The organism is Bacillus sp. FSL L8-0167, from assembly GCF_038630295.1.
Classification (GTDB): Bacteria; Bacillota; Bacilli; order Bacillales; family Bacillaceae; genus Bacillus; species Bacillus safensis.
Map to the genome: position 1 here is coordinate 47,780 of NZ_CP152027.1, position 23,783 is coordinate 71,562.

Annotated in this window: 24 protein-coding genes; all 24 read left to right on the plus strand. The window is 41.9% G+C overall.

All coding sequences use genetic code 11. The annotated features are described in order from the left end of the window. Window positions 1-102 precede the first annotated feature (102 nt). The 24 genes from metG to yabQ all read left to right on the plus strand — a co-directional run bounded on the left by metG (window position 103) and on the right by yabQ (window position 23,772). Window positions 103-2,103: a methionine--tRNA ligase gene (gene metG, locus MHB66_RS00260; RefSeq protein ID WP_046314439.1), complete on the plus strand. Its 2,001-nt coding sequence runs from the start codon at window positions 103-105 to the stop codon at window positions 2,101-2,103. An 80-nt stretch (window positions 2,104-2,183) separates the two neighbouring features. Next, the gene (locus MHB66_RS00265) at window positions 2,184-2,951 is read left to right on the plus strand and encodes a TatD family hydrolase (protein WP_046314442.1); all 768 of its coding nucleotides are present in this window, start codon (window positions 2,184-2,186) and stop codon (window positions 2,949-2,951) included. A gap of 244 nt (window positions 2,952-3,195) precedes the next feature. Further along, the gene (locus tag MHB66_RS00270; RefSeq protein WP_041105711.1) at window positions 3,196-4,398 is read left to right on the plus strand and encodes a G5 and 3D domain-containing protein; all 1,203 of its coding nucleotides are present in this window, start codon (window positions 3,196-3,198) and stop codon (window positions 4,396-4,398) included. Between the two features lie 160 nt (window positions 4,399-4,558). Continuing rightward, complete coding sequence (gene rnmV / locus MHB66_RS00275; RefSeq protein ID WP_046314448.1) at window positions 4,559-5,119, plus strand: ribonuclease M5; 561 nt, start codon at window positions 4,559-4,561, stop codon at window positions 5,117-5,119. Then, window positions 5,112-5,990, plus strand: coding sequence for a 16S rRNA (adenine(1518)-N(6)/adenine(1519)-N(6))-dimethyltransferase RsmA (rsmA, locus tag MHB66_RS00280; RefSeq protein WP_034284149.1), 879 nt, complete (start codon window positions 5,112-5,114; stop codon window positions 5,988-5,990). Before rnmV ends, rsmA begins: the two co-directional genes overlap by 8 nt. Window positions 5,991-6,104: 114 nt before the next feature. Further along, a complete protein-coding gene (yabG, locus tag MHB66_RS00285) occupies window positions 6,105-6,989 on the plus strand; it encodes a sporulation peptidase YabG (protein WP_024427198.1) in 885 nt (294 codons plus the stop codon). 213 nt (window positions 6,990-7,202) lie between these two features. Next, on the plus strand, window positions 7,203-7,460 hold the full coding sequence (locus MHB66_RS00290) for a Veg family protein (RefSeq protein ID WP_003217979.1): 258 nt from the start codon (window positions 7,203-7,205) through the stop codon (window positions 7,458-7,460). Between the two features lie 163 nt (window positions 7,461-7,623). Then, window positions 7,624-7,809, plus strand: a complete 186-nt coding sequence (locus tag MHB66_RS00295) for a small, acid-soluble spore protein, alpha/beta type (RefSeq protein WP_012008653.1) — start codon at window positions 7,624-7,626, stop codon at window positions 7,807-7,809. A 146-nt stretch (window positions 7,810-7,955) separates the two neighbouring features. After that, a complete protein-coding gene (ispE, locus tag MHB66_RS00300) occupies window positions 7,956-8,825 on the plus strand; it encodes a 4-(cytidine 5'-diphospho)-2-C-methyl-D-erythritol kinase (RefSeq protein ID WP_019743558.1) in 870 nt (289 codons plus the stop codon). A gap of 55 nt (window positions 8,826-8,880) precedes the next feature. Then, window positions 8,881-9,714, plus strand: coding sequence for a pur operon repressor (purR, locus tag MHB66_RS00305; protein ID WP_024425638.1), 834 nt, complete (start codon window positions 8,881-8,883; stop codon window positions 9,712-9,714). Between the two features lie 38 nt (window positions 9,715-9,752). Further along, window positions 9,753-10,130, plus strand: coding sequence for a 2-iminobutanoate/2-iminopropanoate deaminase (gene ridA, locus MHB66_RS00310; protein WP_024425639.1), 378 nt, complete (start codon window positions 9,753-9,755; stop codon window positions 10,128-10,130). 224 nt (window positions 10,131-10,354) lie between these two features. Beyond that, the gene (gene spoVG / locus MHB66_RS00315) at window positions 10,355-10,651 is read left to right on the plus strand and encodes a septation regulator SpoVG (RefSeq protein ID WP_008357439.1); all 297 of its coding nucleotides are present in this window, start codon (window positions 10,355-10,357) and stop codon (window positions 10,649-10,651) included. Window positions 10,652-10,849: 198 nt separating this feature from the next. Next, a complete protein-coding gene (gene glmU, locus MHB66_RS00320) occupies window positions 10,850-12,220 on the plus strand; it encodes a bifunctional UDP-N-acetylglucosamine diphosphorylase/glucosamine-1-phosphate N-acetyltransferase GlmU (protein WP_024425640.1) in 1,371 nt (456 codons plus the stop codon). 22 nt (window positions 12,221-12,242) lie between these two features. Then, window positions 12,243-13,196 carry a ribose-phosphate diphosphokinase gene (locus tag MHB66_RS00325; RefSeq protein ID WP_024425641.1) on the plus strand — a complete coding sequence of 318 codons (954 nt, stop codon included), beginning with the start codon at window positions 12,243-12,245 and terminating at the stop codon, window positions 13,194-13,196. 138 nt (window positions 13,197-13,334) lie between these two features. Next, window positions 13,335-13,961 (plus strand): 50S ribosomal protein L25/general stress protein Ctc, encoded by a 627-nt coding sequence (locus tag MHB66_RS00330; RefSeq protein WP_034284155.1) that lies wholly within the window; start codon window positions 13,335-13,337, stop codon window positions 13,959-13,961. A gap of 140 nt (window positions 13,962-14,101) precedes the next feature. Further along, window positions 14,102-14,668 (plus strand): aminoacyl-tRNA hydrolase, encoded by a 567-nt coding sequence (gene pth / locus MHB66_RS00335; protein WP_024425643.1) that lies wholly within the window; start codon window positions 14,102-14,104, stop codon window positions 14,666-14,668. A gap of 55 nt (window positions 14,669-14,723) precedes the next feature. Next, window positions 14,724-14,954 carry an anti-sigma-F factor Fin family protein gene (locus tag MHB66_RS00340; RefSeq protein ID WP_003217967.1) on the plus strand — a complete coding sequence of 77 codons (231 nt, stop codon included), beginning with the start codon at window positions 14,724-14,726 and terminating at the stop codon, window positions 14,952-14,954. Window positions 14,955-15,022: 68 nt separating this feature from the next. Then, complete coding sequence (gene mfd, locus MHB66_RS00345; RefSeq protein WP_041115203.1) at window positions 15,023-18,556, plus strand: transcription-repair coupling factor; 3,534 nt, start codon at window positions 15,023-15,025, stop codon at window positions 18,554-18,556. 139 nt (window positions 18,557-18,695) lie between these two features. Continuing rightward, window positions 18,696-19,232: a stage V sporulation protein T gene (gene spoVT, locus MHB66_RS00350; protein ID WP_046314451.1), complete on the plus strand. Its 537-nt coding sequence runs from the start codon at window positions 18,696-18,698 to the stop codon at window positions 19,230-19,232. Window positions 19,233-19,419: 187 nt separating this feature from the next. Next, window positions 19,420-21,024: a polysaccharide biosynthesis protein gene (locus MHB66_RS00355; RefSeq protein ID WP_046314454.1), complete on the plus strand. Its 1,605-nt coding sequence runs from the start codon at window positions 19,420-19,422 to the stop codon at window positions 21,022-21,024. Further along, window positions 21,014-22,498, plus strand: coding sequence for a nucleoside triphosphate pyrophosphohydrolase (gene mazG / locus MHB66_RS00360; RefSeq protein WP_046314456.1), 1,485 nt, complete (start codon window positions 21,014-21,016; stop codon window positions 22,496-22,498). Before MHB66_RS00355 ends, mazG begins: the two co-directional genes overlap by 11 nt. Further along, a complete protein-coding gene (locus MHB66_RS00365) occupies window positions 22,495-22,755 on the plus strand; it encodes an RNA-binding S4 domain-containing protein (protein ID WP_008341839.1) in 261 nt (86 codons plus the stop codon). Before mazG ends, MHB66_RS00365 begins: the two co-directional genes overlap by 4 nt. Window positions 22,756-22,828: 73 nt before the next feature. Further along, complete coding sequence (yabP, locus tag MHB66_RS00370; RefSeq protein WP_024425646.1) at window positions 22,829-23,137, plus strand: sporulation protein YabP; 309 nt, start codon at window positions 22,829-22,831, stop codon at window positions 23,135-23,137. Beyond that, complete coding sequence (yabQ, locus tag MHB66_RS00375; RefSeq protein WP_041115217.1) at window positions 23,134-23,772, plus strand: spore cortex biosynthesis protein YabQ; 639 nt, start codon at window positions 23,134-23,136, stop codon at window positions 23,770-23,772. Before yabP ends, yabQ begins: the two co-directional genes overlap by 4 nt. Window positions 23,773-23,783: the final 11 nt, after the last annotated feature.

A 23,783-nucleotide genomic window follows, 5' to 3' on the forward strand; every position in this document is an offset into this window, starting at 1 on the left:
ATTGAATGAATTGATCTGACACATTTTCATGTAATGATGATAACCGCTCTCGTCCATTGGGCGGGAGTTTTTGACATTTACACACACGCAGGAGGTTCCGACATGCCAGAAAAGAAAAAAACGTTTTATCTGACAACACCTATTTACTATCCGAGCGGAAAATTACATATTGGACATGCTTATACGACAGTAGCAGGAGATGCTATGGCTCGTTATAAACGTCTTCAAGGCTATGATGTGATGTATTTAACGGGTACAGATGAGCACGGACAAAAAATTCAGCAAAAAGCTGAAGAACAAAATATCACACCGATCGAGTATTTAGATCCAGTCGTAGAAGACATTCAATCATTATGGAAGAAACTCGACATTTCTAATGATGACTTCATCCGTACAACGGAAAAAAGACATACGAAAATCATTGAGCAAGTCTTTCAAAAATTGCTTGATCAAGGAGATATTTATTTAGATCAATATGAGGGCTGGTACAGTATTCCTGATGAGACATTCTATACAGAAACACAGCTTGTTGATGTTGAGCGTAATGAGAAAGGGGAAGTCATTGGCGGGAAAAGCCCTGACAGCGGCCACCCTGTTGAATTAATTAAAGAAGAATCATATTTCTTCCGCATGAGTAAGTATGCGGACCGTTTGCTCGATTATTACGAAAAAAATCCATCGTTTATTCAGCCTGAATCAAGAAAGAATGAAATGATTAATAACTTCATTAAACCAGGTTTAGAGGATTTAGCAGTATCAAGAACAACCTTTGATTGGGGAATTAAAGTTCCTAACAATCCAAAACACGTCATTTATGTATGGATTGATGCGTTGTTCAACTATTTAACTGCGATTGGCTATGGAACAGATCAAGATGAAAAATATAAAAAATATTGGCCTGCCAACGTACATCTCGTAGGAAAAGAAATTGTACGCTTCCATACGATTTATTGGCCGATTATGCTGATGGCATTAGATCTGCCTCTGCCGAAACAAATTTTCGCACACGGCTGGCTGCTCATGAAAGATGGCAAAATGTCTAAATCAAAAGGGAATGTGGTAGATCCGGTCACATTAATTGATCGCTATGGCCTCGATGCCCTTCGTTATTATCTGCTTCGCGAAGTACCATTTGGTGCGGATGGTGTGTTTACACCAGAAGGATTCGTGGAACGTGTAAACTATGACCTTGCCAATGATTTAGGAAACTTGCTTAATCGTACAGTTGCGATGGTGCAAAAATATTTTGACGGCACTTTAAGCAGCTATAAGGGACCTGTTAATGAGTTTGATGAAGAGCTGAAAGCAGTCGCTGAACAAACAGTCAAAGCCTATGAAGAGGCGATGGAAAACCTTGAATTCTCTGTGGCTCTTTCAAATGTTTGGACATTAATCAGCAGAACCAATAAATATATTGATCAAACAGCTCCATGGGTGCTGGCAAAGGATGAAACAAAACGAAAAGAACTGCATTCTGTTATGTATCATTTAGCAGAATCACTTCGAATCACTGCAGTACTCTTAACGCCGTTCCTAACGAAAACACCTGAGAAAATCTTCTTCCAGCTTGGAATTGAAGAAGAGAAGCTCAAAAGCTGGGATAGTATCCTATCATTTGGTGCGATTCAACAAGCGACGGTACAAAAAGGAGAGCCTTTGTTCCCGCGTTTAGAGGTTGAAGAAGAAGTATCCTACATTAAAGAAAAAATGCAGGGAAGTGCACCTAAGGTAGAAGAAGAGAAAGTGGAAATCGAAGAAACGGAATTACCTGAGCTGGGAGCAGAAATTGCATTTGATGATTTCTCAAAAGTTGATCTTCGAGTTGCACAGGTATTGGAAGCAGCTCCAGTTAAAAAAGCGGATCGTCTCTTAAAGCTTCAGCTTGATTTTGGATTTGAAAAAAGACAAATAGTCTCTGGGATTGCCAAGCACTATCAACCAGAGGAATTAGTAGGGAAGAAGCTTGTTTGCGTAGCGAATCTTACACCAGTTAAACTCCGAGGGGAAATTTCCCAGGGAATGATTTTAACAGGAGAAACTGGCGGGAAATTGCAGGTTCTTGAAGTAGATCAATCTCTAGCAAATGGAACAAAAATTTTATAAATCAACAAAGGTGTTCCACGTGTAACATTTCGTCGAACACCTTTTGTTTTTAGGAGAATTGTCGAAAGGAGCAATCAACCATGTTATTTGATACACATGCCCACTTAAATGCAGAACAATACAATGAAGACTTAGAGCAGGTGATCGAAAGAGCGAAAAGCGAAAAAGTTGAGAAAATCGTGGTGGTAGGGTTTGACCGCCCAACCATTACGAGGGCGATGGAGTTAATTGAAGAGTATGATTTCATATATGCAGCTATCGGCTGGCATCCAGTCGATGCTATTGATATGACAGATGAGGATTTGGCTTGGATCAAAGATTTATCTCAACACGAAAAAGTGGTTGCAATTGGAGAAATGGGTCTGGATTACTATTGGGACAAGTCGCCAAAAGATGTGCAAAAGGAAGTCTTTAGACGCCAAATTGCTCTTGCGAAGGAAGTGAAGCTTCCAATCGTTATTCATAATCGTGACGCAACGGAAGATGTCGTGGCGATTTTAAAGGAAGAGGGAGCAGCTGAGGTTGGAGGTATTATGCACTGCTTTACTGGCAGTCTGGAAACTGCAAAAGCGTGTATGGAAATGAACTTTTATATTTCATTCGGTGGACCCGTGACATTTAAAAATGCCAAAAAGCCAAAGGAAGTTGTAAAGGAGATACCAAGTGACAAGCTTTTGATTGAAACAGACTGCCCATACTTAACGCCAGTGCCATTTAGAGGAAAACGTAATGAGCCAAGTTATGTCAAATATATCGCAGAACAGATTGCGGAGCTGAGAGAAATCAGCTTTGAAGAGCTTGCTGAATTGACAACAAAAAATGCAAAAAAAGTTTTCCGTATAAACTGACAGTATATGATGTCAATCCTTGTTTAAGCTTGTCCAATTGTGAAACATAACGAAAAAGTTCTACACGTTTGCGCCTCCTCATAGGATAAGTTGTCGATAAGTCTTTCTTCCCTTCCTTCCATAAATCTCCCATAATAGGTTTACAATCGAGCATTTTTGTACAGTGGGTGGAAGGGTTGACAGGTTTTGAGATACTCTATATAATCTCTCCGAGGAGAAGGAGGCGTTTTTCATCGTACAAAAAATGAAAAATCTGTTTTCTGTGAAGCTAGGAAAAGGCAAGGTTTTATTACTAGTTGTTTGCTTGCTTTTAGCTGGAACTGGAACGGCTTACGGAGCGCATGAGCTCACTAAGCAGTCTATTACCATTTCAATCAATGGTAAAGAGAAGACAATTCGTACACATGAAGAGACAGTAGCACAGCTGCTTTCAGACCTTGGAATAAGGACCAAGGCGGAGGATCATATCTCTCCAAGTCTAAATACAAAGATTCAAGACAATATGAACATTGTGTATGATGCGGCTATACCGGTTCATCTGACCCTAGATGGGAAAGAGAAAACGATATGGACTACAGATCAGACGGTTGGAGCATTATTGAAGAATGAGAAGATAGATATAGGGAAGCACGATCAAGTAACTCCAGGAAAGAATGACAAGTTAAAAAAGGATATGAATCTTGTGGTTCAGCAGGCCTTCCAGGTCAGCTTAAATGATGGAGGAAAAGATAAAAAAGTGTGGACCACTTCGACTACGGTCGCTGACTTTTTAAAGCAACAAGAGCTGAAGCTCAAGAAGCACGATAAGATCAAGCCTGCGTTACATAGTAACCTTTCTAAAAAGAGCGCAGATATAAAGATCACTCGGGTGGAAAAAGTCACCGATGTAGTGGAAGAGAAAATTGCTTTTGATACCAAACATAAAAAGGATCATTCTCTTGAAAAAGGGAAAGAGAAGGTACTTAAAAAAGGTGAAGAAGGTAAATTGAAGAAGCACTATGCCATTGTGAAAGAAAACGGCAAAGTGGTGTCTAAAGAATTGATTAAAGAAGTGACCGAAAAAGATAGTAAGGACCGATTAGTGGCTATTGGTACACAAGTGGCCAAAAAGGAACCTACAGCGTCCCCTGCGGTTTCACGAAGCAATGAATCGTCAGGAAAAGAATTTTATGTGGCATCAACAGCCTATACAGCGAGCTGTGCTGGATGTACGGGCAGAACGTCTACAGGCTTTAATTTAAAAGCAAATCCAGGTGCAAAGGTTATAGCAGTTGATCCGAGTGTCATTCCGCTGGGCTCAAAAGTGTATGTGGAAGGCTATGGATATGCCGTTGCATCAGACACTGGATCTGCTATAAAAGGGAATAAAATTGATGTGTTCGTCCCAAGTAAGTCGGCAGCTTATCAATGGGGAAATAAACGAGTAAAAATTAGAGTACTCAAATAAACACATCAAATCATTTATATGAACAGAGGGCTTTGCGCACCCTCTGTTTTTTTGGTTATAATAGAAGCACTGTTTTCTAATTAATTAGACGCAAAAGCAGCATGAAAGGTTTCGTTTTTTAACCAAAAAATGTAGATTGTTTTTGCAAGCGGAGGAATACATGAAAATCAAAGAAATCATTGTGGTGGAGGGTCGTGATGACACTGCCAGAGTGAAGATGGCAGTGGATGCAGATACGATTGAAACAAACGGATCTGCCATTGGCGATACAGTCATTCAACAAGTGCGTCTTGCTCAGGAGACGAGAGGGGTCATTATTTTAACAGATCCTGATTTTCCTGGTGAGAAGATCCGTAAAACCATCGCAGAGGCAGTTCCTGGCTGTAAGCACGCTTTTTTGCCAAAACATCTTGCGAAGGCGAAGCGGGATAAAGGAATTGGTGTCGAGCATGCTTCCTTGGACAGTATTCGGGAATGTCTTGCCCATGTCCATGAAGAAATGGAAGTAACGGAAAGTGACATTACTTTAGATGACTTATTTGACGCAGGCCTTATCGGAGGCGAATCATCGAAACGCCGCCGCGAACGACTAGGAGTGCTTTTAAATATAGGATATACCAATGCGAAGCAGCTGCAAAAGCGCCTTCACATGTTCCAAATAACCAAACATGATTTTATTGCGGCCTTAAAGACCGTCATGCAGGAGGAAGCCGATGAATAAAGATATTGCGACACCCGTCAGAACGAAGGAAATACTGAAGAAGTACGGTTTCTCTTTTAAAAAGAGCTTAGGGCAGAACTTCTTAATTGATACAAATATTTTAGATCGCATTGTCGATCACGCGGAGGTTACAGATGAGACCGGCGTCATTGAAATTGGACCTGGTATCGGCGCATTGACAGAGCAGCTCGCTAAACGTGCAAAGAAAGTCACCGCTTTTGAAATCGATCAGCGTTTATTGCCTATTTTAAACGATACGCTTTCTCCATATGATAATGTCACGATCATTCATCAAGATGTATTAAAAGCCGATGTGAGAAAGGTCATCGAGGAGAATTTTGCTGACTGTAAAGAAGTGATGGTCGTAGCCAACCTTCCATATTACGTGACAACACCGATTATTATGAAATTGCTTGAAGAAAACCTTCCATTGAAAGGGATTGTGGTCATGCTGCAAAAAGAAGTAGCAGATCGTATGGCAGCTGCCCCTTCATCAAAGGAATATAATTCACTGTCTATCGCAGTTCAATTTTATACGGAAGCAAAAACGGTGATGGTTGTGCCTAAAACGGTTTTTGTTCCTCAGCCCAATGTTGATTCGGCTGTGATTAAGCTGACTGTTCGTGAAACGCCTGCTGTCTCAGTAGAAAATGATGCGTTTTTCTTTCAATTGATCCGAGCAAGCTTTGGCCAGCGCCGGAAAACATTGATGAATAATTTGATGAACAATCTCCCTGATGGAAAAAAACATAAAGCCATCATCGAAGAAGCACTTCAAACAGCAGATATTGATGGAAAGCGCCGCGGAGAATCATTATCCATTGAGGAATTTGCCCGTTTGTCGAATGTTTTACAAAAAGCCCTATCGTAAGGGCTTTTTTCTTTTGTTTTTCACCACTTCAACTGTTCGGGCATAGGCTAGAAAGAACAGCATATATGAAAGACGATACCAACAGGATATGAGCCTGATTGTGGAGTGAACAGCATGCAATTTCAAATAGGAGATATGGTGACGAGGGCATCCTATCAAATGGATATTATGTTTCGAATCATTCGAATTGATGAGACAGATCAGCACGAAGCCACTGCCATATTGCATGGGAATGAAGTGAGGCTGATTGCTGATGCTAAGATGTCGGATCTCGTCTTGATTCAAAAAGAGGAGCAGCTGACAAGGGAAAAGGACGACGAACGGAAAATTAACGAATCGCTCGACTTACTAAGACAGGATTATCAGCTGCTGCGTGAAAAACAAGAGTATTATACTTCTGGACAATATCAGCATCAGGAGCAGTATTTTCACATGCCTGGAAAGGTCCTTCATTTAGATGGAGATGCTTCATACTTAAAGAAATGCTTAGATGTATATGAACGAATTGGTGTACCTGTGTACGGAGTGCATTGTCATGAGAAGAAAATGCCAAGCGTGATCGATTCGTTACTTGATCAATATCGGCCTGATATTTTGGTCATTACAGGGCATGATGCGTATTCCAAGCAAAAGGGCGGCGTAAATGATATCGGTGCCTATCGCCATTCTCGTCATTTCGTTGAGACGGTTCAAAAAGCAAGAAAGAAAATTCCTCATTTAGATCAGCTTGTGATCTTTGCAGGCGCCTGTCAATCTCATTTCGAATCATTGATCCAAGCAGGCGCCAATTTTGCAAGCTCACCTTCACGTGTGAACATCCATGCGCTCGATCCCGTCTATATCGTTGCGAAGATCAGCTTCACTCCATTTGTAGATCGAATCAATGTGTGGGATGTGCTTCGTAATACATTAACAAGAGAAAAAGGTCTCGGAGGCATCGAGACGAAGGGTGTTTTAAGGGTAGGTATGCCATATAAAAAAGACCATGAATCGACATAACCCGACTGATTTCAGTCTGGTTTTTTTTATGTGTAAAAAGAAATTTCAAACGGATACATAATTCACCGGAATTTGAGAAAAATAGGGAGGAGAAAAGGTAGAAGTTTGTCAAAATTATTTTGTTGACAATGGCTCGTGTTGGTTGATATAATTTAATTTTTATTTGACAAAAATGGGCCGTTGTTGTATAATTATCTCAGTGAGGTGGATGCAATGGCGAAGACTTTGTCCGACATCAAAAGATCGCTTGATGGTAACTTAGGTAAACGTTTGACGTTAAAGGCTAACGGAGGCCGCCGTAAAACAATTGAGCGTTCGGGCATTTTAGCTGAAACGTACCCTTCTGTATTTGTGATTCAATTAGATCAAGATGAGAATTCGTTTGAAAGAGTTTCTTACAGTTATGCAGATATACTGACTGAGACGGTCGAATTAACGTTCGATGATACCGCTAGCTCAGTCGCCTATTAATGGGCAGTGAACTTCTTGTTTACTGCTTTTTGTTTTGCCTTTTTTTCTGAATGGGAGTCTGTCCATTTTTTGAAAGGGGTAAAAGAAAGGATTCGATACAAAATAAGAAAGCCACAAAAGCAGTGGCACTGATTCGAATTCTCGACTAAAGGGGCTGTTTCGTTTGGGTAGACGCCGAGGCATTATGTCAGATGAGTTCAAATACGAGCTGGCGAAGGATCTTGGATTTTATGATACCGTCAAAAATGGAGGCTGGGGAGAAATTCGTGCGCGTGACGCAGGTAATATGGTCAAACGTGCCATCGAATTAGCTCAGCAGCACATGGCTCAGGATGAGAATCAACGATAGAAAAATGGTCAGGGATACCTCAGGTGTCTCTGGCTTTTTTTGCTGAAAAAGTCAGTGTGCTGGGCGTAAAAGCCAATATTCATCAGATCCATCAAATGTGATACAATATTGATACTTATGTTTAGATGGAGAAGTAGGTGAAATGTTTGCGTATTTTAGAAAAAGCACCGGCAAAAATTAATCTCTCACTTGATGTCCATGGAAAAAGACCGGATGGATATCACGAAGTAGAGATGGTGATGACAACAATAGACCTTGCAGATCGACTTGAGCTGACGGAGCTGGACAAAGACGAAATCCGTGTATCATCTCATAATCGATTTGTGCCAGATGATCAGCGTAACTTGGCTTATCAGGCGGCTAAATTACTCAAAACAAGGTTCGGTATTCAAAAAGGAGTATCGATTGTCATCACAAAAGCAATACCTGTTGCAGCCGGCTTAGCTGGAGGCAGCAGTGATGCTGCAGCAGCGCTTCGCGGTTTAAACCGTTTGTGGAAGTTGAATCTCACGTTAGATGAACTAGCTGAGCTTGGAGCGGAGATCGGCTCAGATGTGTCTTTTTGTGTACACGGAGGCACAGCACTAGCGACAGGACGTGGAGAGAAACTGAAGCATATCGCCACACCGCCGCATTGCTGGGTGATTTTAGCGAAGCCGGTGATTGGGGTATCTACAGCTGAAGTTTATAGACAATATGACGCAAGCAAAGTAGAACACCCAAATGTACAGCGTATGATTGAAGCCATTGAAGCGAAAGATTATAAAGAGATGTGCGGCTCACTCGGTAACGTTCTGGAGTCTGTGACATTAAAGATGTATCCGGAAGTAGATATGATCAAAAGACAGATGAAGCGTTTCGGTGCTGATGCTGTATTAATGAGTGGAAGCGGCCCAACGGTATTTGGCTTGATTCAATATGAATCGAAGGTACAAAGAATATATAACGGACTGAGAGGATTTTGTGATCAAGTATACGCTGTCCGCATGATCGGCGAACAAAATGCCCTTGATTAAATCCGTATATTAAGTTATATTATTCATAAATTATTCGGGTTCTGGGGGTAAGTTCATGAAGTTTCGTCGAAGCGGCAGATTGGTGGACTTAACAAATTATTTGTTAGCCCACCCGCACGTACTAGTACCTTTAACTTTTTTTGCAGAACGTTATCAATCTGCAAAGTCCTCCATTAGTGAAGACTTAACGATTATCAAACAGACCTTCGAACAGCAGGGAATAGGCACATTGCTTACTGTACCTGGCGCTGCTGGCGGAGTGAAATATATTCCTAAAATTCACCTAAAAGAAGCAGATGACGTAGTAAACGATATCGGAGAGGCATTATCAACTCCTGAACGTGTACTTCCTGGCGGTTATTTATATTTAACCGATGTTTTAGGTAATCCATCGATTCTTGCGAAAATCGGTAAGCTGTTTGCGACCATCTTTGCGGACCGTGCGATTGATGTCGTCATGACCGTTGCGACAAAGGGTATTCCAATTGCCTATTCTGTTGCGGGTTATTTAAATGTGCCTGTTGTGATCGTTAGAAAAGATAATAAGGTAACCGAAGGATCAACAGTCAGTATTAATTATGCATCAGGTTCGTCTAACCGAATTCAAACCATGTCCCTTGCAAAGCGCAGCTTAGATAAAGGCTCCAATGTGCTGATCATTGATGACTTTATGAAAGCGGGCGGAACCATTAACGGCATGATGAATTTGCTTGAGGAATTTAATGCAAATGTTGCAGGGATCGGTGTTCTTTTAGAAGATGAGGGCGTAGATGAACGTCTTGTCGATGAATATGTCTCGTTGTTAAAGCTTTCTACCATTGATATGAAGCAAAAAATCATTGAGATCAATGAAGGCAATTTCCACGAGTTTTTTCATTCGAAAGCGTAAGCTTTGATTAAACATGTATTTGAATGGGAGAGATTGATATGACAAAAGTTGTTCAAACCAAACATGCACCAGCAGCCATTGGACCTTACTCTCAAGGAATTATTGTCAATAACATGTTTTACAGCTCAGGGCAGATTCCATTAACCCCAGCTGGAGATTTTGTCAATGGAGATATTAAAGAACAAACACATCAAGTATTCCGTAATCTTGAGGCTGTACTTGAAGCAGCAGGTGCTTCCTTTGAAACAGTCGTGAAAGCAACTGTTTTCATCAAAGATATGGAACAATTCGCTGAAGTGAATGAAGTGTACGGTGAGTATTTCCATACACATAAGCCAGCTCGTTCATGTGTGGAAGTGGCAAGACTTCCAAAGGATGCGCTTGTAGAAATAGAAGTAGTTGCATTAGTGAAATAAACAGGCACTCTCAATGAAAGCCGTTTGGTTTCATCATATGCAGGGAAAGACATCATCATGATGTCTTTTTTTATGCTGAGAATGTAAGCGTAGTCACGAATATGACAAATAATGTATAAATATCCCGATATTTCAAAAAAAGTTTAAAAAAAGAGCAGGAGAATCACCACGATCGTTGAATACCTAAGTAATGCTTTTATATTGGGAAAAGGTGGTGAACTACTGTGGAAGTTACTGACGTAAGATTACGCCGCGTGAATACCGATGGTCGCATGAGGGCGATTGCATCCATCACGCTGGACCACGAATTTGTTGTTCATGATATTCGTGTGATTGATGGAAATAATGGGTTGTTTGTTGCAATGCCTAGCAAACGCACGCCCGATGGAGAGTTTCGCGACATTGCACATCCAATTAATTCAAGCACTCGGGGTAAAATCCAAGATGCTGTATTAAATGAATATCATCGCTTAGGCGAAGAGGAAGAAACAATTGAATATGAAGAAGCTGGAGCTTCTTAATCATACGTGAACCTAAAAAGACAGCTTTAAGAGAAAATGAATGTTTTCTTTTAAATGCTGTCTTTTTTGCGTTCTTTCTCTTGTTTCTTAAGTCTTTCATCTGTTAGAAAATTATTGTACTTCCTTATGTATCCTTGAAATCAGTCTTTATTTAGGATATATTTTTCTATGGATAATAGGGATATTGGAGGCCAATCAATGGATAAGCGGTTCGCAGTGATTTTAGCAGCGGGAAAAGGAACGAGAATGAAGTCAAAGCTATATAAAGTACTTCATCCAGTTTGCGGAAAGCCAATGGTCGAGCATGTGGCAGATGAAGCGTTAAAGCTTTCTTTAGCCAAGCTGGTGACGATTGTCGGTCATGGTGCAGAGGACGTGAAAGAGCAGCTTGGAGACAGAAGTGAGTATGCACTTCAAGAAGAACAGCTGGGAACAGCCCATGCCGTTAAACAAGCAAAGTCGTTCCTCGCGCAGGAAAAGGGAACAACCATTGTCATTTGTGGTGATACGCCATTATTGACAGCGGAAACAATGGAAGCCATGTTAAGCGAGCATCAAAAACATCAAGCAAAAGTCACTATTTTAACAGCACATGCGGATGATCCAACAGGCTATGGCCGTATTATTCGTGACGAAACAGGTGCTGTCGTGAAAATTGTGGAGCATAAAGATGCGAACGATGCAGAGCGTCAAGTGAATGAAATTAATACAGGGACTTATTGCTTTTCAAATGAAGATCTCTTCCGTGTGATTGAGCAAGTGTCGAATGAAAATGCACAGGGTGAATACTACTTGCCAGACGTTATTGAAATTCTAAAAAATGAAGGGCAAACAGTTGCAGCTTATCAAACACCGCATTTTGAAGAAACACTTGGAGTTAATGACCGTATCGCTCTATCACAAGCAGAGCAATTCATGAAGCGACGTATTAATCATCAGCATATGAAGAATGGTGTGACCTTGATTGATCCTGAGAACACGTATATTTCGCCAGATGCTGTCATCGGTGAAGATACAGTTATTTATCCTGGGACGGTCATCAAAGGGAATGTAAAAATCGGTGCAGACGCCACTATTGGGCCAAACACTGAAATTGTTGACAGCATCATCGGAGATCGAACAGTTATTAAGCAATCTGTCGTCTGCGATAGTGAGGTTGGAGTTGATGTGACAATTGGACCGTTTGCTCATATTCGCCCGTTGTCGAAAATTGGCGATGAAGTAAAAATTGGGAATTTTGTCGAAATCAAGAAAACAGTTTTCGGAGACCGTAGCAAAGCATCTCATCTAAGCTACATTGGAGACGCAGAGGTCGGAACTGATGTAAATCTTGGCTGTGGTTCCATTACAGTCAACTATGATGGGAAAAACAAATTCTTAACGAAGATTGAAGACGGCGCATTTATTGGCTGTAATTCAAATCTCGTTGCACCAGTCACTGTCGGAAAAGGGGCATATGTTGCAGCCGGTTCAACGGTTACAGAAGATGTACCGCAGGATGCATTGTCTATTGCTAGAGCAAGACAAGTCAATAAAGAAGATTATGTGAAAAATATTCATAAAAAATAATCCAAATACCCGGAGGTTTACCATGTCTAATCGTTATGCTGATGCGAATTTAAAGATATTCTCTTTGAATTCAAACCCTGAACTTGCCAAAGAAATTGCAGATCGTATCGGAGTTGATGTAGGAAAGAGCTCTGTTAAACGCTTTAGTGACGGTGAAGTCCAAATCAATATTGAAGAAAGTATCCGCGGCTGTGATTGTTATGTTATTCAATCAACAAGTGCGCCAGTCAATGAGCATATTATGGAACTGCTCATTATGGTGGATGCACTAAAACGCGCTTCTGCGAAAACTGTCAATATTGTGATCCCTTATTACGGATATGCACGTCAAGATCGTAAAGCAAAACCTCGTGAGCCAATCACTGCGAAGCTTTTTGCAAACTTGCTTGAAACAGCAGGTGCTACACGTGTGATTGCGCTTGATCTTCATGCGCCGCAAATCCAAGGTTTCTTCGATATTCCAATCGATAACTTAATGGCTGTGCCAATCTTAACAAACTATTTCGAACAGAAGAACTTAAATGATATCGTTGTTGTGTCTCCTGACCACGGTGGTGTGACACGTGCGCGTAAAATGGCAGACCGCCTGAAAGCGCCAATCGCAATTATCGACAAACGCCGTCCAAAGCCAAACGTTGCTGAAGTCATGAACATTATTGGTAACATTGAAGGCAAAACGGCGATTCTGATCGATGATATTATTGATACGGCTGGTACTATTACACTTGCTGCAAATGCGCTAGTCGAAAATGGAGCAGCTGAAGTATATGCTTGCTGTACGCACCCAGTATTGTCTGGACCAGCAGTAGAACGTATCACAAACTCTAAAATTAAAGAATTGGTTGTGACAAACAGTATTCAATTAACTGATGACAAGAAAGTTGGAAAATTCATTCCGCTTTCGGTTGGGCCTTTGCTTGCAGAAGCCATCATCCGTGTACATGAAGAAGAATCTGTGAGCTACCTTTTTAGCTGATTTTCTGATTAAAAAAGGCCCTAGGCATCAAGCTTGGGGTCTTTTTGCTATCATCATTCACGGCAAATAGGTTTAAAATGATTCGGTTATGGGTAATTATGAGAGTAGTGACAAAAAAGAAATAGGATGGTGCTGAATATGGCAACTTTAAAAGCAAATAAAAGAACTGATTTCAAACGTTCCACACTGCAAAAAATCCGTCATTCAGGACACGTTCCTGGTGTCATATACGGAAAAAATACAGACAATCTGGCTGTTTCATTAGACAGCATCGATTTATTAAAAACCTTACGTGATGAAGGGAAGAATACAATCATCACCTTAGACGTGGGTGGTGAAACGAAATCTGTGATGGTGACAGAATTACAAACAGATCCGTTGAAAAACGAACTTGTTCATGCTGATTTCCAAGTCGTTGACTTACAGCGTGAAATTGAGGCAGATGTACCAATACAGCTGATTGGCGAGTCTAAAGGGGTAAAAGATGGCGGTGTGCTTCAGCAGCCACTATTTGAACTATCTGTTACAGCGAAACCAAAAGATATTCCGCAGAATATTGAAGCTGATATTACAAACTTAGAAGTCAATGATGTCTTAACAGTTGCTGATCTGCCTGTTCAGTCATCTTATCAAATCAATAACGATCCAGAAGAAGTCGTTGCCTCCATTCTGCCGCCTCAGCAATCAGAGGTTCCTGAGCCAGATAGCGAAGAAGAGCCGCAAGAGCCTGAGGCCATTAAAGAAAAGGATGACGATGGAGAATAACTGGTCATTTAGAGACGTAACCCTCCCGCGGTTGCGTCTTTTGTGCTAGAATGAAAAGAATTCATACGTTTTTACATGAGGCAATCTGATTGGCTCATTTTTTAGGCGTGTGCTGTGTGACAAAGGAGGTTATTGGTTTCATGATTGCATTCGTTGGATTAGGCAATCCAGGAAAAGAATATGAAAAAACAAGACATAATGTCGGGTTTATGACAATAGATGAATTATCAAAAAAATGGGACATTCCTTTAAATCAATCAAAATTCCATGGACAATTTGGAACTGGGTTTGTTTCGGGGCAAAAGGTTCTACTTGTAAAGCCGCTTACATATATGAACTTATCAGGAGAATGTGTGCGTCCGCTGATGGACTATTACGATATTCCCCTTGAACATTTGAAAGTGATCTATGATGATCTTGATTTGCCAACTGGCCGGATTCGCTTACGTACAAAAGGAAGTGCAGGCGGGCATAATGGAATCAAATCATTAATTCAGCATTTAGGTTCACCTGAATTTGACCGGTTCCGTATCGGCATTGGACGTCCTCAAAACGGCATGAAGGTCGTTGATTACGTACTAGGACGTTTCTCAGAAGAAGAACAGCCTGACATCGCATCAGCCATTCAATCGTCTGTCGAGGCTTGTGAAGCGGCTTTAAAAAAGCCATTTTTAGAAGTGATGAATGATTTTAACAAGAAGGTATAAGAATGATAAGCGAAGCACATACTGATCATAAAATCTCAGCATGGGAGGATCACGTATGGCTTTGCATTATTACTGCCGCCACTGTGGTGTAAAGGTTGGCAGTCTAGATGAATCTGCTGTCCAAAGTGAAGCACTTGGATTTCATCACTTAACAAATGAGGAAAGAAACGATATGATTTCTTATAGGGAAAATGGTGATTTACATGTACAAACCATTTGTGAGGATTGCCAAGAGGCGCTTGAAAGAAATCCTGATTACCATCAGTATCATACTTTTATTCAATAAAAAAGCTTTGGTGTAGATATTAGACCAAAGCGTTTTTCTGTTTTAAACAAACAGGGAGGAGGAGCCAAATGAAAAACATACAATCATTTATCAAACAAAGTGATGATTTTCAGTCTATTTTTAATGGGCTAAAGGAAGGGTTAAAAGAACAGCTGCTTGCCGGACTATCAGGCTCCGTCAGATCTTTATTTACAGCCGCGATATCAGACGAACTGAAGCGGCCAATGTTTATTGTGACTCACAATTTATATCAGGCGCAGAAGGTAACAGATGATCTAGCAAGTGTGATGCCGGATCGCTCGGTTCTTCTCTATCCTGTCAATGAACTCATCGCTTCAGAAATTGCAGTGGCCAGTCCTGAGCTGAGAGCACAGCGTTTGGATGTCTTGAATCGACTTGCGAATGGAGAAAACCCCATTATCGTCACTCCCGCTGCTGCGGTTCGCAGGATGCTTCCGCCAGTTGAGCTCTGGAAGGAGAGTCAGATCCATTTAAAGATCGGTGAAGAAATTGATTTGGAGGCGTTTTCAAAACAGCTCGTACAAATTGGTTATGACCGGACGTCGATGGTTGCAGCGCCCGGAGATTTTAGTGTGCGCGGAGGAATCATCGACATCTATGCGTTAACGGAAGATCATCCAATCCGTATTGAACTGTTTGATACAGAAGTAGACTCGATTCGAACGTTTCATTCGGATACACAGCGTTCATTAGAAACCCTTCAAGAAATCAAAATAGGTCCTGCAAAAGAGTTAATTGTGAGAGGTCCTGAACGAGTGAGAGCCATTGAACAGCTTGATCAAGGGCTGGCGAAGAGCTTAAAGAAATTCAACTCAGATCAGCAAAAAGAACTGCTTCATCAAAATATTTCTGCTGATCGCGAGAAGCTGCTTGAAGGCATCGTGACACAGGAAATGACGAAGTACCTGTCCTATTTCTATGAAAAGCCTGCTAGTTTGCTAGATTACACATCGCAGGATACGATTATTATTTTAGATGAAATCAGCAGAATTCAGGAGATGGAAGAACAGCTTGAACAGGAAGAAGCCGATTGGACAATTAGTCTGCTTGAAGAAGGCAATATTCTCCATGATTTATCTCTATCTTTCCCGTTCCAAGAACTGATCAATCAGCAATCGAGATCCATTCTGTACTACTCTTTGTTCCTGAGACATGTCCAGCAGACAAATCCGCAAAATATCGTCAATGTATCTAGTAAGCAAATGCAGAATTTCCACGGGCAGATGAATGTGCTGGCGAGTGAAATTGAACGCTATAAAAAACAGCAATACACGGTTGTCTTCTTAGGTGCTGATGAAGAGCGGACAGAAAAGCTGTCGTCTGTTCTGCATGATTATGACATTGAAGCCGCTCTTGCTAAACCGGACGCTGAGCTTGTAAGCGGACAGGTGTATATTTTACAAGGTGAGCTGCAAACGGGCTTTGAATTGCCGTTATCAAAAATTGCTGTAATCACAGAAGGTGAACTCTTCAAGAAACGTGTGAAAAAGCAGGCACGTAAGCAAAAGCTGACCAATGCAGAGCGGATCAAGAGCTATTCAGAGCTTCAAGTCGGCGATTATGTGGTGCACATTAACCACGGGATCGGTAAATATTTAGGAATTGAAACGCTTGAAATCGGCGGCATTCATAAAGATTATTTAAATATTCATTATCAAGGAAGCGATAAGCTTTATGTACCGGTTGAACAAATTGATCAGGTGCAGAAATATGTAGGATCAGAAGGTAAAGAACCAAAGCTGTACAAACTAGGCGGCAGCGATTGGAAACGTGTGAAGAAAAAAGTGGAAACATCTGTACAGGACATCGCAGATGATCTGATTAAACTGTACGCAGAACGCGAGGCAAGCAAAGGATATGCTTTCTCGCCTGATCATGAGATGCAGCGCCAGTTTGAATCCGCGTTCCCTTACCAGGAAACAGATGATCAAATCCGTTCGATTCACGAAATTAAACAGGATATGGAGCGGGAACGTCCAATGGACCGTCTGCTTTGTGGAGATGTGGGTTACGGAAAAACGGAGGTGGCTATTCGTGCGGCCTTCAAAGCGATTGCTGATGGGAAGCAGGTAGCCCTGCTAGTTCCGACAACCATCTTAGCGCAGCAGCATTTTGACACAATCATGGACCGATTCCAAGACTACCCTGTCAAAATTGCGCAGCTGAGCCGTTTCCGTACAAGAAAAGAAACAACTGAAACGTTAAAAGGGCTGAAAAACGGAACGATCGATATGGTTATCGGCACACACCGTCTTCTTTCAAAAGACATCGTCTACAAGGATTTAGGACTGTTGATCATTGATGAGGAACAGCGTTTTGGTGTGACGCATAAAGAGAAAATTAAACAGATGAAAGCCAATATCGACGTACTGACATTAACGGCTACGCCAATTCCGCGTACGCTTCATATGTCCATGCTAGGCGTGCGGGATTTATCAGTGATTGAAACACCGCCTGAAAATCGATTCCCTGTTCAAACCTATGTGGTCGAGTACAATGGCGCTCTAGTCAGAGAAGCGATTGAGCGAGAATTAGCACGCGGCGGTCAAGTGTACTTCCTTTATAACCGTGTTGAGGATATTGAACGAAAAGCAGACGAAATCTCCATGCTGGTCCCAGACGCAAAAGTCAGTTATGCGCACGGGAAAATGAGTGAGAACGAGCTGGAATCAGTGATGATCAATTTCCTTGAAGGTGAATCAGATGTATTGGTCAGTACCACCATCATTGAAACGGGAGTCGATATTCCAAATGTGAACACGCTCATCGTCCACGATGCCGATAAAATGGGGCTCTCTCAGCTGTACCAGCTAAGAGGACGAGTCGGGCGTTCGAACCGTGTCGCTTATGCTTATTTCACGTATCGAAAAGATAAAGTTCTTTCTGAAGTTGCGGAGAAAAGACTTCAAGCCATTAAAGAATTCACAGAGCTCGGATCTGGGTTTAAAATTGCGATGCGTGATTTAACGATTCGAGGAGCAGGGAATTTACTTGGTGCTCAGCAGCATGGCTTCATTGATTCGGTTGGATTCGATCTCTATTCTCAAATGCTGAAAGAAGCCATTGAGGAAAGAAGAGGCGATACAACGGCTCAAGATAAATTCGAGCCAGAAATTGATCTGCAAATTGATGCTTACATCCCAGACACTTATATTTCGGATGGCAAGCAAAAGATTGAAATGTATAAACAGTTCAGAGCAATTGGATCGATTGAAGAGAGAAAAGAGCTTCAGGATGAAATGATCGACCGATTTGGTGAATATCCGCAAGAAGTGGCTGACTTGTTTACGATTGCGACAATGAAGGTGTACGCTGTCCAGGAACGTGTCGAGCTGATCAAGATGGAGAAAGGCATTGTCAGAATGACCCTTGATGAGAAAGCAAGCGGTGAAATCGACGGTCAAAAATTATTTGAGCTCGGCAGTAAATATGGACGTGAAATCGGATTGGGAATGGAAGGCAGCAAGCTGATTATTTCTGTCCAAACGAAAGGCAAGAAGACAGAGGAATGGCTTGAGGTTGTTCTTAACATGCTTCGAGGCCTTCAAGATGTGAAAAAAGAAACCATTCCATCTTCATAAAATTTTGTTTGTCTCTCGTGTATATTACGTTTGATGTGACGGATACTAAACTCAGGGTCAAGTGGTGAATGTTGCATAAAGTGGACGCTTTTGTTCCATTCACCCAACACATCATCAAACGAAAGAGAGGCAGCAGTGAATGAAAGCAACTGGAATTGTACGCCGCATCGATGATCTAGGTAGAGTGGTTATTCCGAAGGAGATTCGCAGAACATTGCGCATTCGGGAAGGAGATCCGCTTGAGATTTTCGTCGACCGCGATGGAGAAGTGATTTTGAAGAAGTATTCGCCGATTAGTGAGCTAGGAGACTTTGCGAAGGAATATGCTGATGCATTATTCGACAGTTTGGGTCATTCCATCCTGATCTGTGATCGAGATACGTATATTGCTGTATCCGGCAGTTCGAAAAAAGAGTACTTAAACAAATCCATCAGTGATTTACTTGAACGAACAATGGATCAGCGTAATTCTGTGTTAGAAGAAAACAAAAAAGAAATTCAACTTGTCGATGGTATTGATGATGACGTATCTTCTTATACCATTGCACCTATTGTTGCAAACGGAGATCCGATTGGCGCTGTCGTCTTATTTTCTAAAGAGCGTTCAATGGGAGAAGTGGAGCATAAAGCGGCAGAGACAGCAGCTGGCTTCTTAGCCCGTCAAATGGAACATTAGGTCTAATAACTCTATATCATTTTGATAAAACGAAAGAATGCCGATGAAATCATTTGATTTTGTCGGTTTTTTATATGGAATGAAACAAAACGAGACATGTGCCGTCTACTCCTTAGAAAGGAACGTCTTTTTCACGTATGATATAATGAGTGCGTTTAACTGTAGATCTATTTTAAAGGAGTCATCCATGAAAAATGCTGTGAATCAGCCGCACTGGCTTTTCCAGGGTGCGGTGATTTTGACCATCGCAGGCTTGTTATCAAAGGTACTAAGTGCCGTTTACCGTGTCCCGTTTCAAAACATCGTAGGGGACACAGGGTTTTATATTTATCAGCAGGTATATCCTTTCCTTGGCATTGCCATCATGCTTGGTACAACAGGTTTTCCTGTCATGGTGTCCAAGCTTTTGAGTGAGCATGGGGAAGAGAATCGACGGATCATTACAAGGGTATCCTTGATCTATATCACTTTACTGAGCCTGGTCTTATTTCTTTGTCTTTACATAGGAGCAGGCACAATTGCGGGTCTTATGGCAGACAGTCAATTAATTCTGCTCATCCAGATGAGTGCTTTTGTGTTTCTATTTCTGCCGCTCACTGTGATGCTGAGGGGAGTTTTTCAGAGTGACGGTCTGATGCTTCCAACGGCTGTTTCTCAGTTGGTTGAGCAGCTCATCAGGGTAGGTGTCCTGCTTGTTTTATCCTTCTATTTCGTGAGGCATGGCTATTCGCTTTATGAAACAGGGGCGGGTGCAGTGTTCTCTTCTATCGCGGGAAGTGCGGCCTCGCTCATTTTGCTTCTTTTCCTTTGGCTGACCTATCGAAAGCAGTCTGCTGCAAGTATGTCAGGCAAACAGGTGACACTTCGAAAAAAAGATGTTATGAAGAGTTTGGTGCTGTATACATTGACGATTTGTGTCAGCGGTTTGCTCATTTTATGGATGCAAATGATTGATGCTTTTCATCTGTATGCGTTGCTGCGCAGCGAGGGTCTCAGTGAAGCGGCGGCAAAGGCGGCGAAAGGTGTATATGACCGAGGCCAGCCTTTCTTACAGCTCGGAACGGTGTTTGCCATCAGCATCGGAACCTCACTTGTGCCATTTTTATCGGCAGCCATGAGGAATGGAGAGCATGAAACGATACGGCAAAAAGTTCGGTCATCGGTTAAGACCACGTCGGTATTAGGGATAGGGTCAGCGGTTGGACTGATTTGTATTTTAGCACCAGTAAATACAATGCTTTTTCGTAATGATTTAGGCACCGATGCCTTGCAAATATTCTGTATATCGATCGCCTTTACATCGATTGCCATTACGCAGACGGCTTTACTGCAAGGGCTCGGGCATACTGTGTACCCTGCTGTTGTGGTGGTCCTCAGCGTGCTGGTGAAATGGATTCTAACGATTGCGCTTGTACCGTTATTTGGCATCCAAGGTGCCGCATGGTCAACTGTATGTGGTTTTCTCACAGCAGCCGTGCTCAATGCCGTTTATTTGAAGCATAAAGGATGGATTTCGTTGAGAGAGCTGTTCCCGGTGAAAATTCTTTTATCAGCCGCCTTCATGGCTGTGGTCTTAATAGGATATCAGGCTCTGTTTTCATGGGTCATCCCCTTTGAAAAACGTCCGTTTTCCGTTTTAGAGAGCCTGACATCAGTTTTTATTGGTGGTTTCGCCTTTTTATATAGTATTCTTAAGCTAGAAGTATTTACGGACGAGGAATGGAGACTCATTCCATTAGGAGAAAAGATTTTATATTTTAAACAGATGAGAGGGAATCAAAATGGCAGGTAAGATTACCGTCGTCGGTCTCGGGGCAGGCGACATGGATCAGCTGACGCTCGGTGTATATAAGCAGCTGAAGCAGGCGAAAGAAGTATTTATGAGAACGCAGGATCATCCGCTTACCGCAGAGTTGATGCAGGAGGTCCCAGCTCTCACCTTTTTTGATGAAATTTATGAAAAGCACGATCAGTTTGATCAGGTGTATCAGGAAATTACCGAAATATTATTTTCAGAGGCAGCGGAAAAAGACATTGTGTACGCAGTACCTGGTCATCCATTTGTGGCAGAAAAGACCGTACAGCTGCTCGTTTCCGGGCAGAAAGAGCGCGGGATTGAGGTGTCTGTCGCTGGTGGACAAAGCTTTCTAGATGCGACATTCAACTCCTTGCAGATTGATCCCATCGAGGGATTACAATTCGTTGATGCAGGGGATATGAGAGCGGATGATCTGAAATTAACCCAGCACGTCCTGATTTGTCAGGTATATGATCAGATGACAGCTTCGAATGTGAAACTCACACTGATGGAAAAGCTTCCCGACGATTATGAAGTTTATATTGTGACTGCAGCTGGAAGCAGTCAGGAACAGATTACTGCCGTTCCTTTATTTGAACTTGATCGAGATGTGTCGATAAATAACTTAACGAGTGTTTATGTTCCTCCAATTCAAGATGAACAGCTGCTTTATCAACAATTTGACACCTTCCGTGACGTTATACGTACATTAAGAGGTCCGGGCGGCTGTCCATGGGATCAAAAACAAACAAATGAATCACTCAAACCATATTTAATTGAAGAATGCTATGAACTGCTTGAAGCGATAGATGAAGATGACACAGATCATATGGTGGAAGAGCTTGGCGATGTGCTGCTGCAGGTGCTGCTTCACGCTCAAATTGGCGAAGATGACGGTTATTTCTCAATCGATGACGTCATTCAGCATGTCACAGAAAAAATGATTCGGCGGCACCCCCATGTGTTTGGTGACACGAATGTTTCTGAGGCAGCAGATGTGGTTGCCAACTGGGAAAAAATCAAGCAGCAGGAGAAGCCAGAGCGGACCGGTTCTATTTTGCAATCGATTCCGGCGACACTTCCAGCACTAACAAAGGCATATAAGCTCCAAAAGAAAGCTGCCAAGGTAGGCTTTGATTGGACAGATGTTCAAGATATTTGGAACAAATACGAAGAAGAAAAGCAGGAATTTCTCGATGAAGTGGCAGAGAAGACGGACGAAGGTGCAACGAAGCAGATGAAAGATGAATTTGGAGATCTTTTGTTTGTTCTTGTCAATATTGGCCGGTTCTATCACTTAGAGCCTGAAACGGCGCTCGCTTCTGCCAACACAAAATTCATACGGCGCTTTCAGCATATCGAACAAAAAGCAAAGGACATAGGCCGTTCATTAGATGACTTAACGCTAGAGGAAATGGACGAGCTATGGAACGATGCGAAACGCATAGAAAGAGGTGAAGACACATGAGACTAGATAAATTTTTAAAAGTGTCCCGTTTAATTAAAAGAAGAACATTGGCAAAAGAAGTAGCTGATCAAGGCAGGATTTCTATTAACGGAACACAGGCGAAAGCAAGCTCTGACGTGAAAGAAGGAGATGAGCTGCAAATCCGCTTTGGTCAAAAACTAGTGACTGTTCAAGTCAACGAGTTAAAGGACACGACGAAAAAAGAAGAAGCGGCTGGCATGTATACTGTGCTAAAAGAAGAAAAAACAGCAGAATAGGGCTTGTTCTAAATGACCCTCTTATCACATACAATGCAGTAACATGCAAGTATGAGATATGGGGGATGTATAGATGAATCAATATTATAATCAACCTCAAGGCACGAAGCTGTCATCAGACGCGGAGCATAATGTCACAATGCGAAACAGAAAGCATTTAGATATTACTGGTGTCAAACAAGTGGAAAGTTTTGATAGTGAGGAATTTCTGCTGGAGACGGTCATGGGGATTCTCGCCATCCGCGGAGAAAATCTGCAAATGAAAAACCTAGACGTCGAAAAGGGCGTTGTGTCGATTAAAGGGCGTGTTTTTGATTTAATCTATGTGGATGAGCAGCACGGGGAGAAAGCTAAAGGATTTTTTAGCAAGCTGTTTAAATGACGCTGACAGTCCAGTTTTATACGATGCTTTCCATGGCGGCGATGGGCATCTGGCTGGGCGCATCGCTTGATACGTACAAGCTGTTTGTGAATCGGGAAAAAACAGCAAAATGGCTTTTGGTTATCCACGATCTCCTTTTTTGGATGGTACAGGGTCTCTTATTCTTTTACGTCCTGCTGCTGACAAATGAGGGAGAATTCAGGCTTTATATTTTTCTAGCCGTTGCTCTAGGTTTCTCGATGTATCAGGCATTGATGAAACATCTGTATCTTAAGATTCTCAAGTTTATCATGATGTGTGTATATCAGACCGTTCTCTTCCTGAAAAGGCTGGTCATGTCGATTGTCTTCCAGCCGATCCGCTGGATGATCACATTGGTCATAAGTGCTATACTGTTCTTGCTCCACTCGCTCTTACGTCTAGTTCGTTTTACGTTTCGGCTCGTGTGGAAGGTGCTGTCGATTGTTTGTTATCCGCTCATCTGGTTACTCAATGTGACCATTATTCATCGGATTCCCGAAAAATGGCGAACATCAATGAGATTGTTTTTCTCAAAAGGAGCAGGAATTTTACAAGGGGCCAAGAAATTATCTGGTACCATCAAAACGAAATGGAAACAATTCTGGACAAAGTGAGAGAGGAGGCC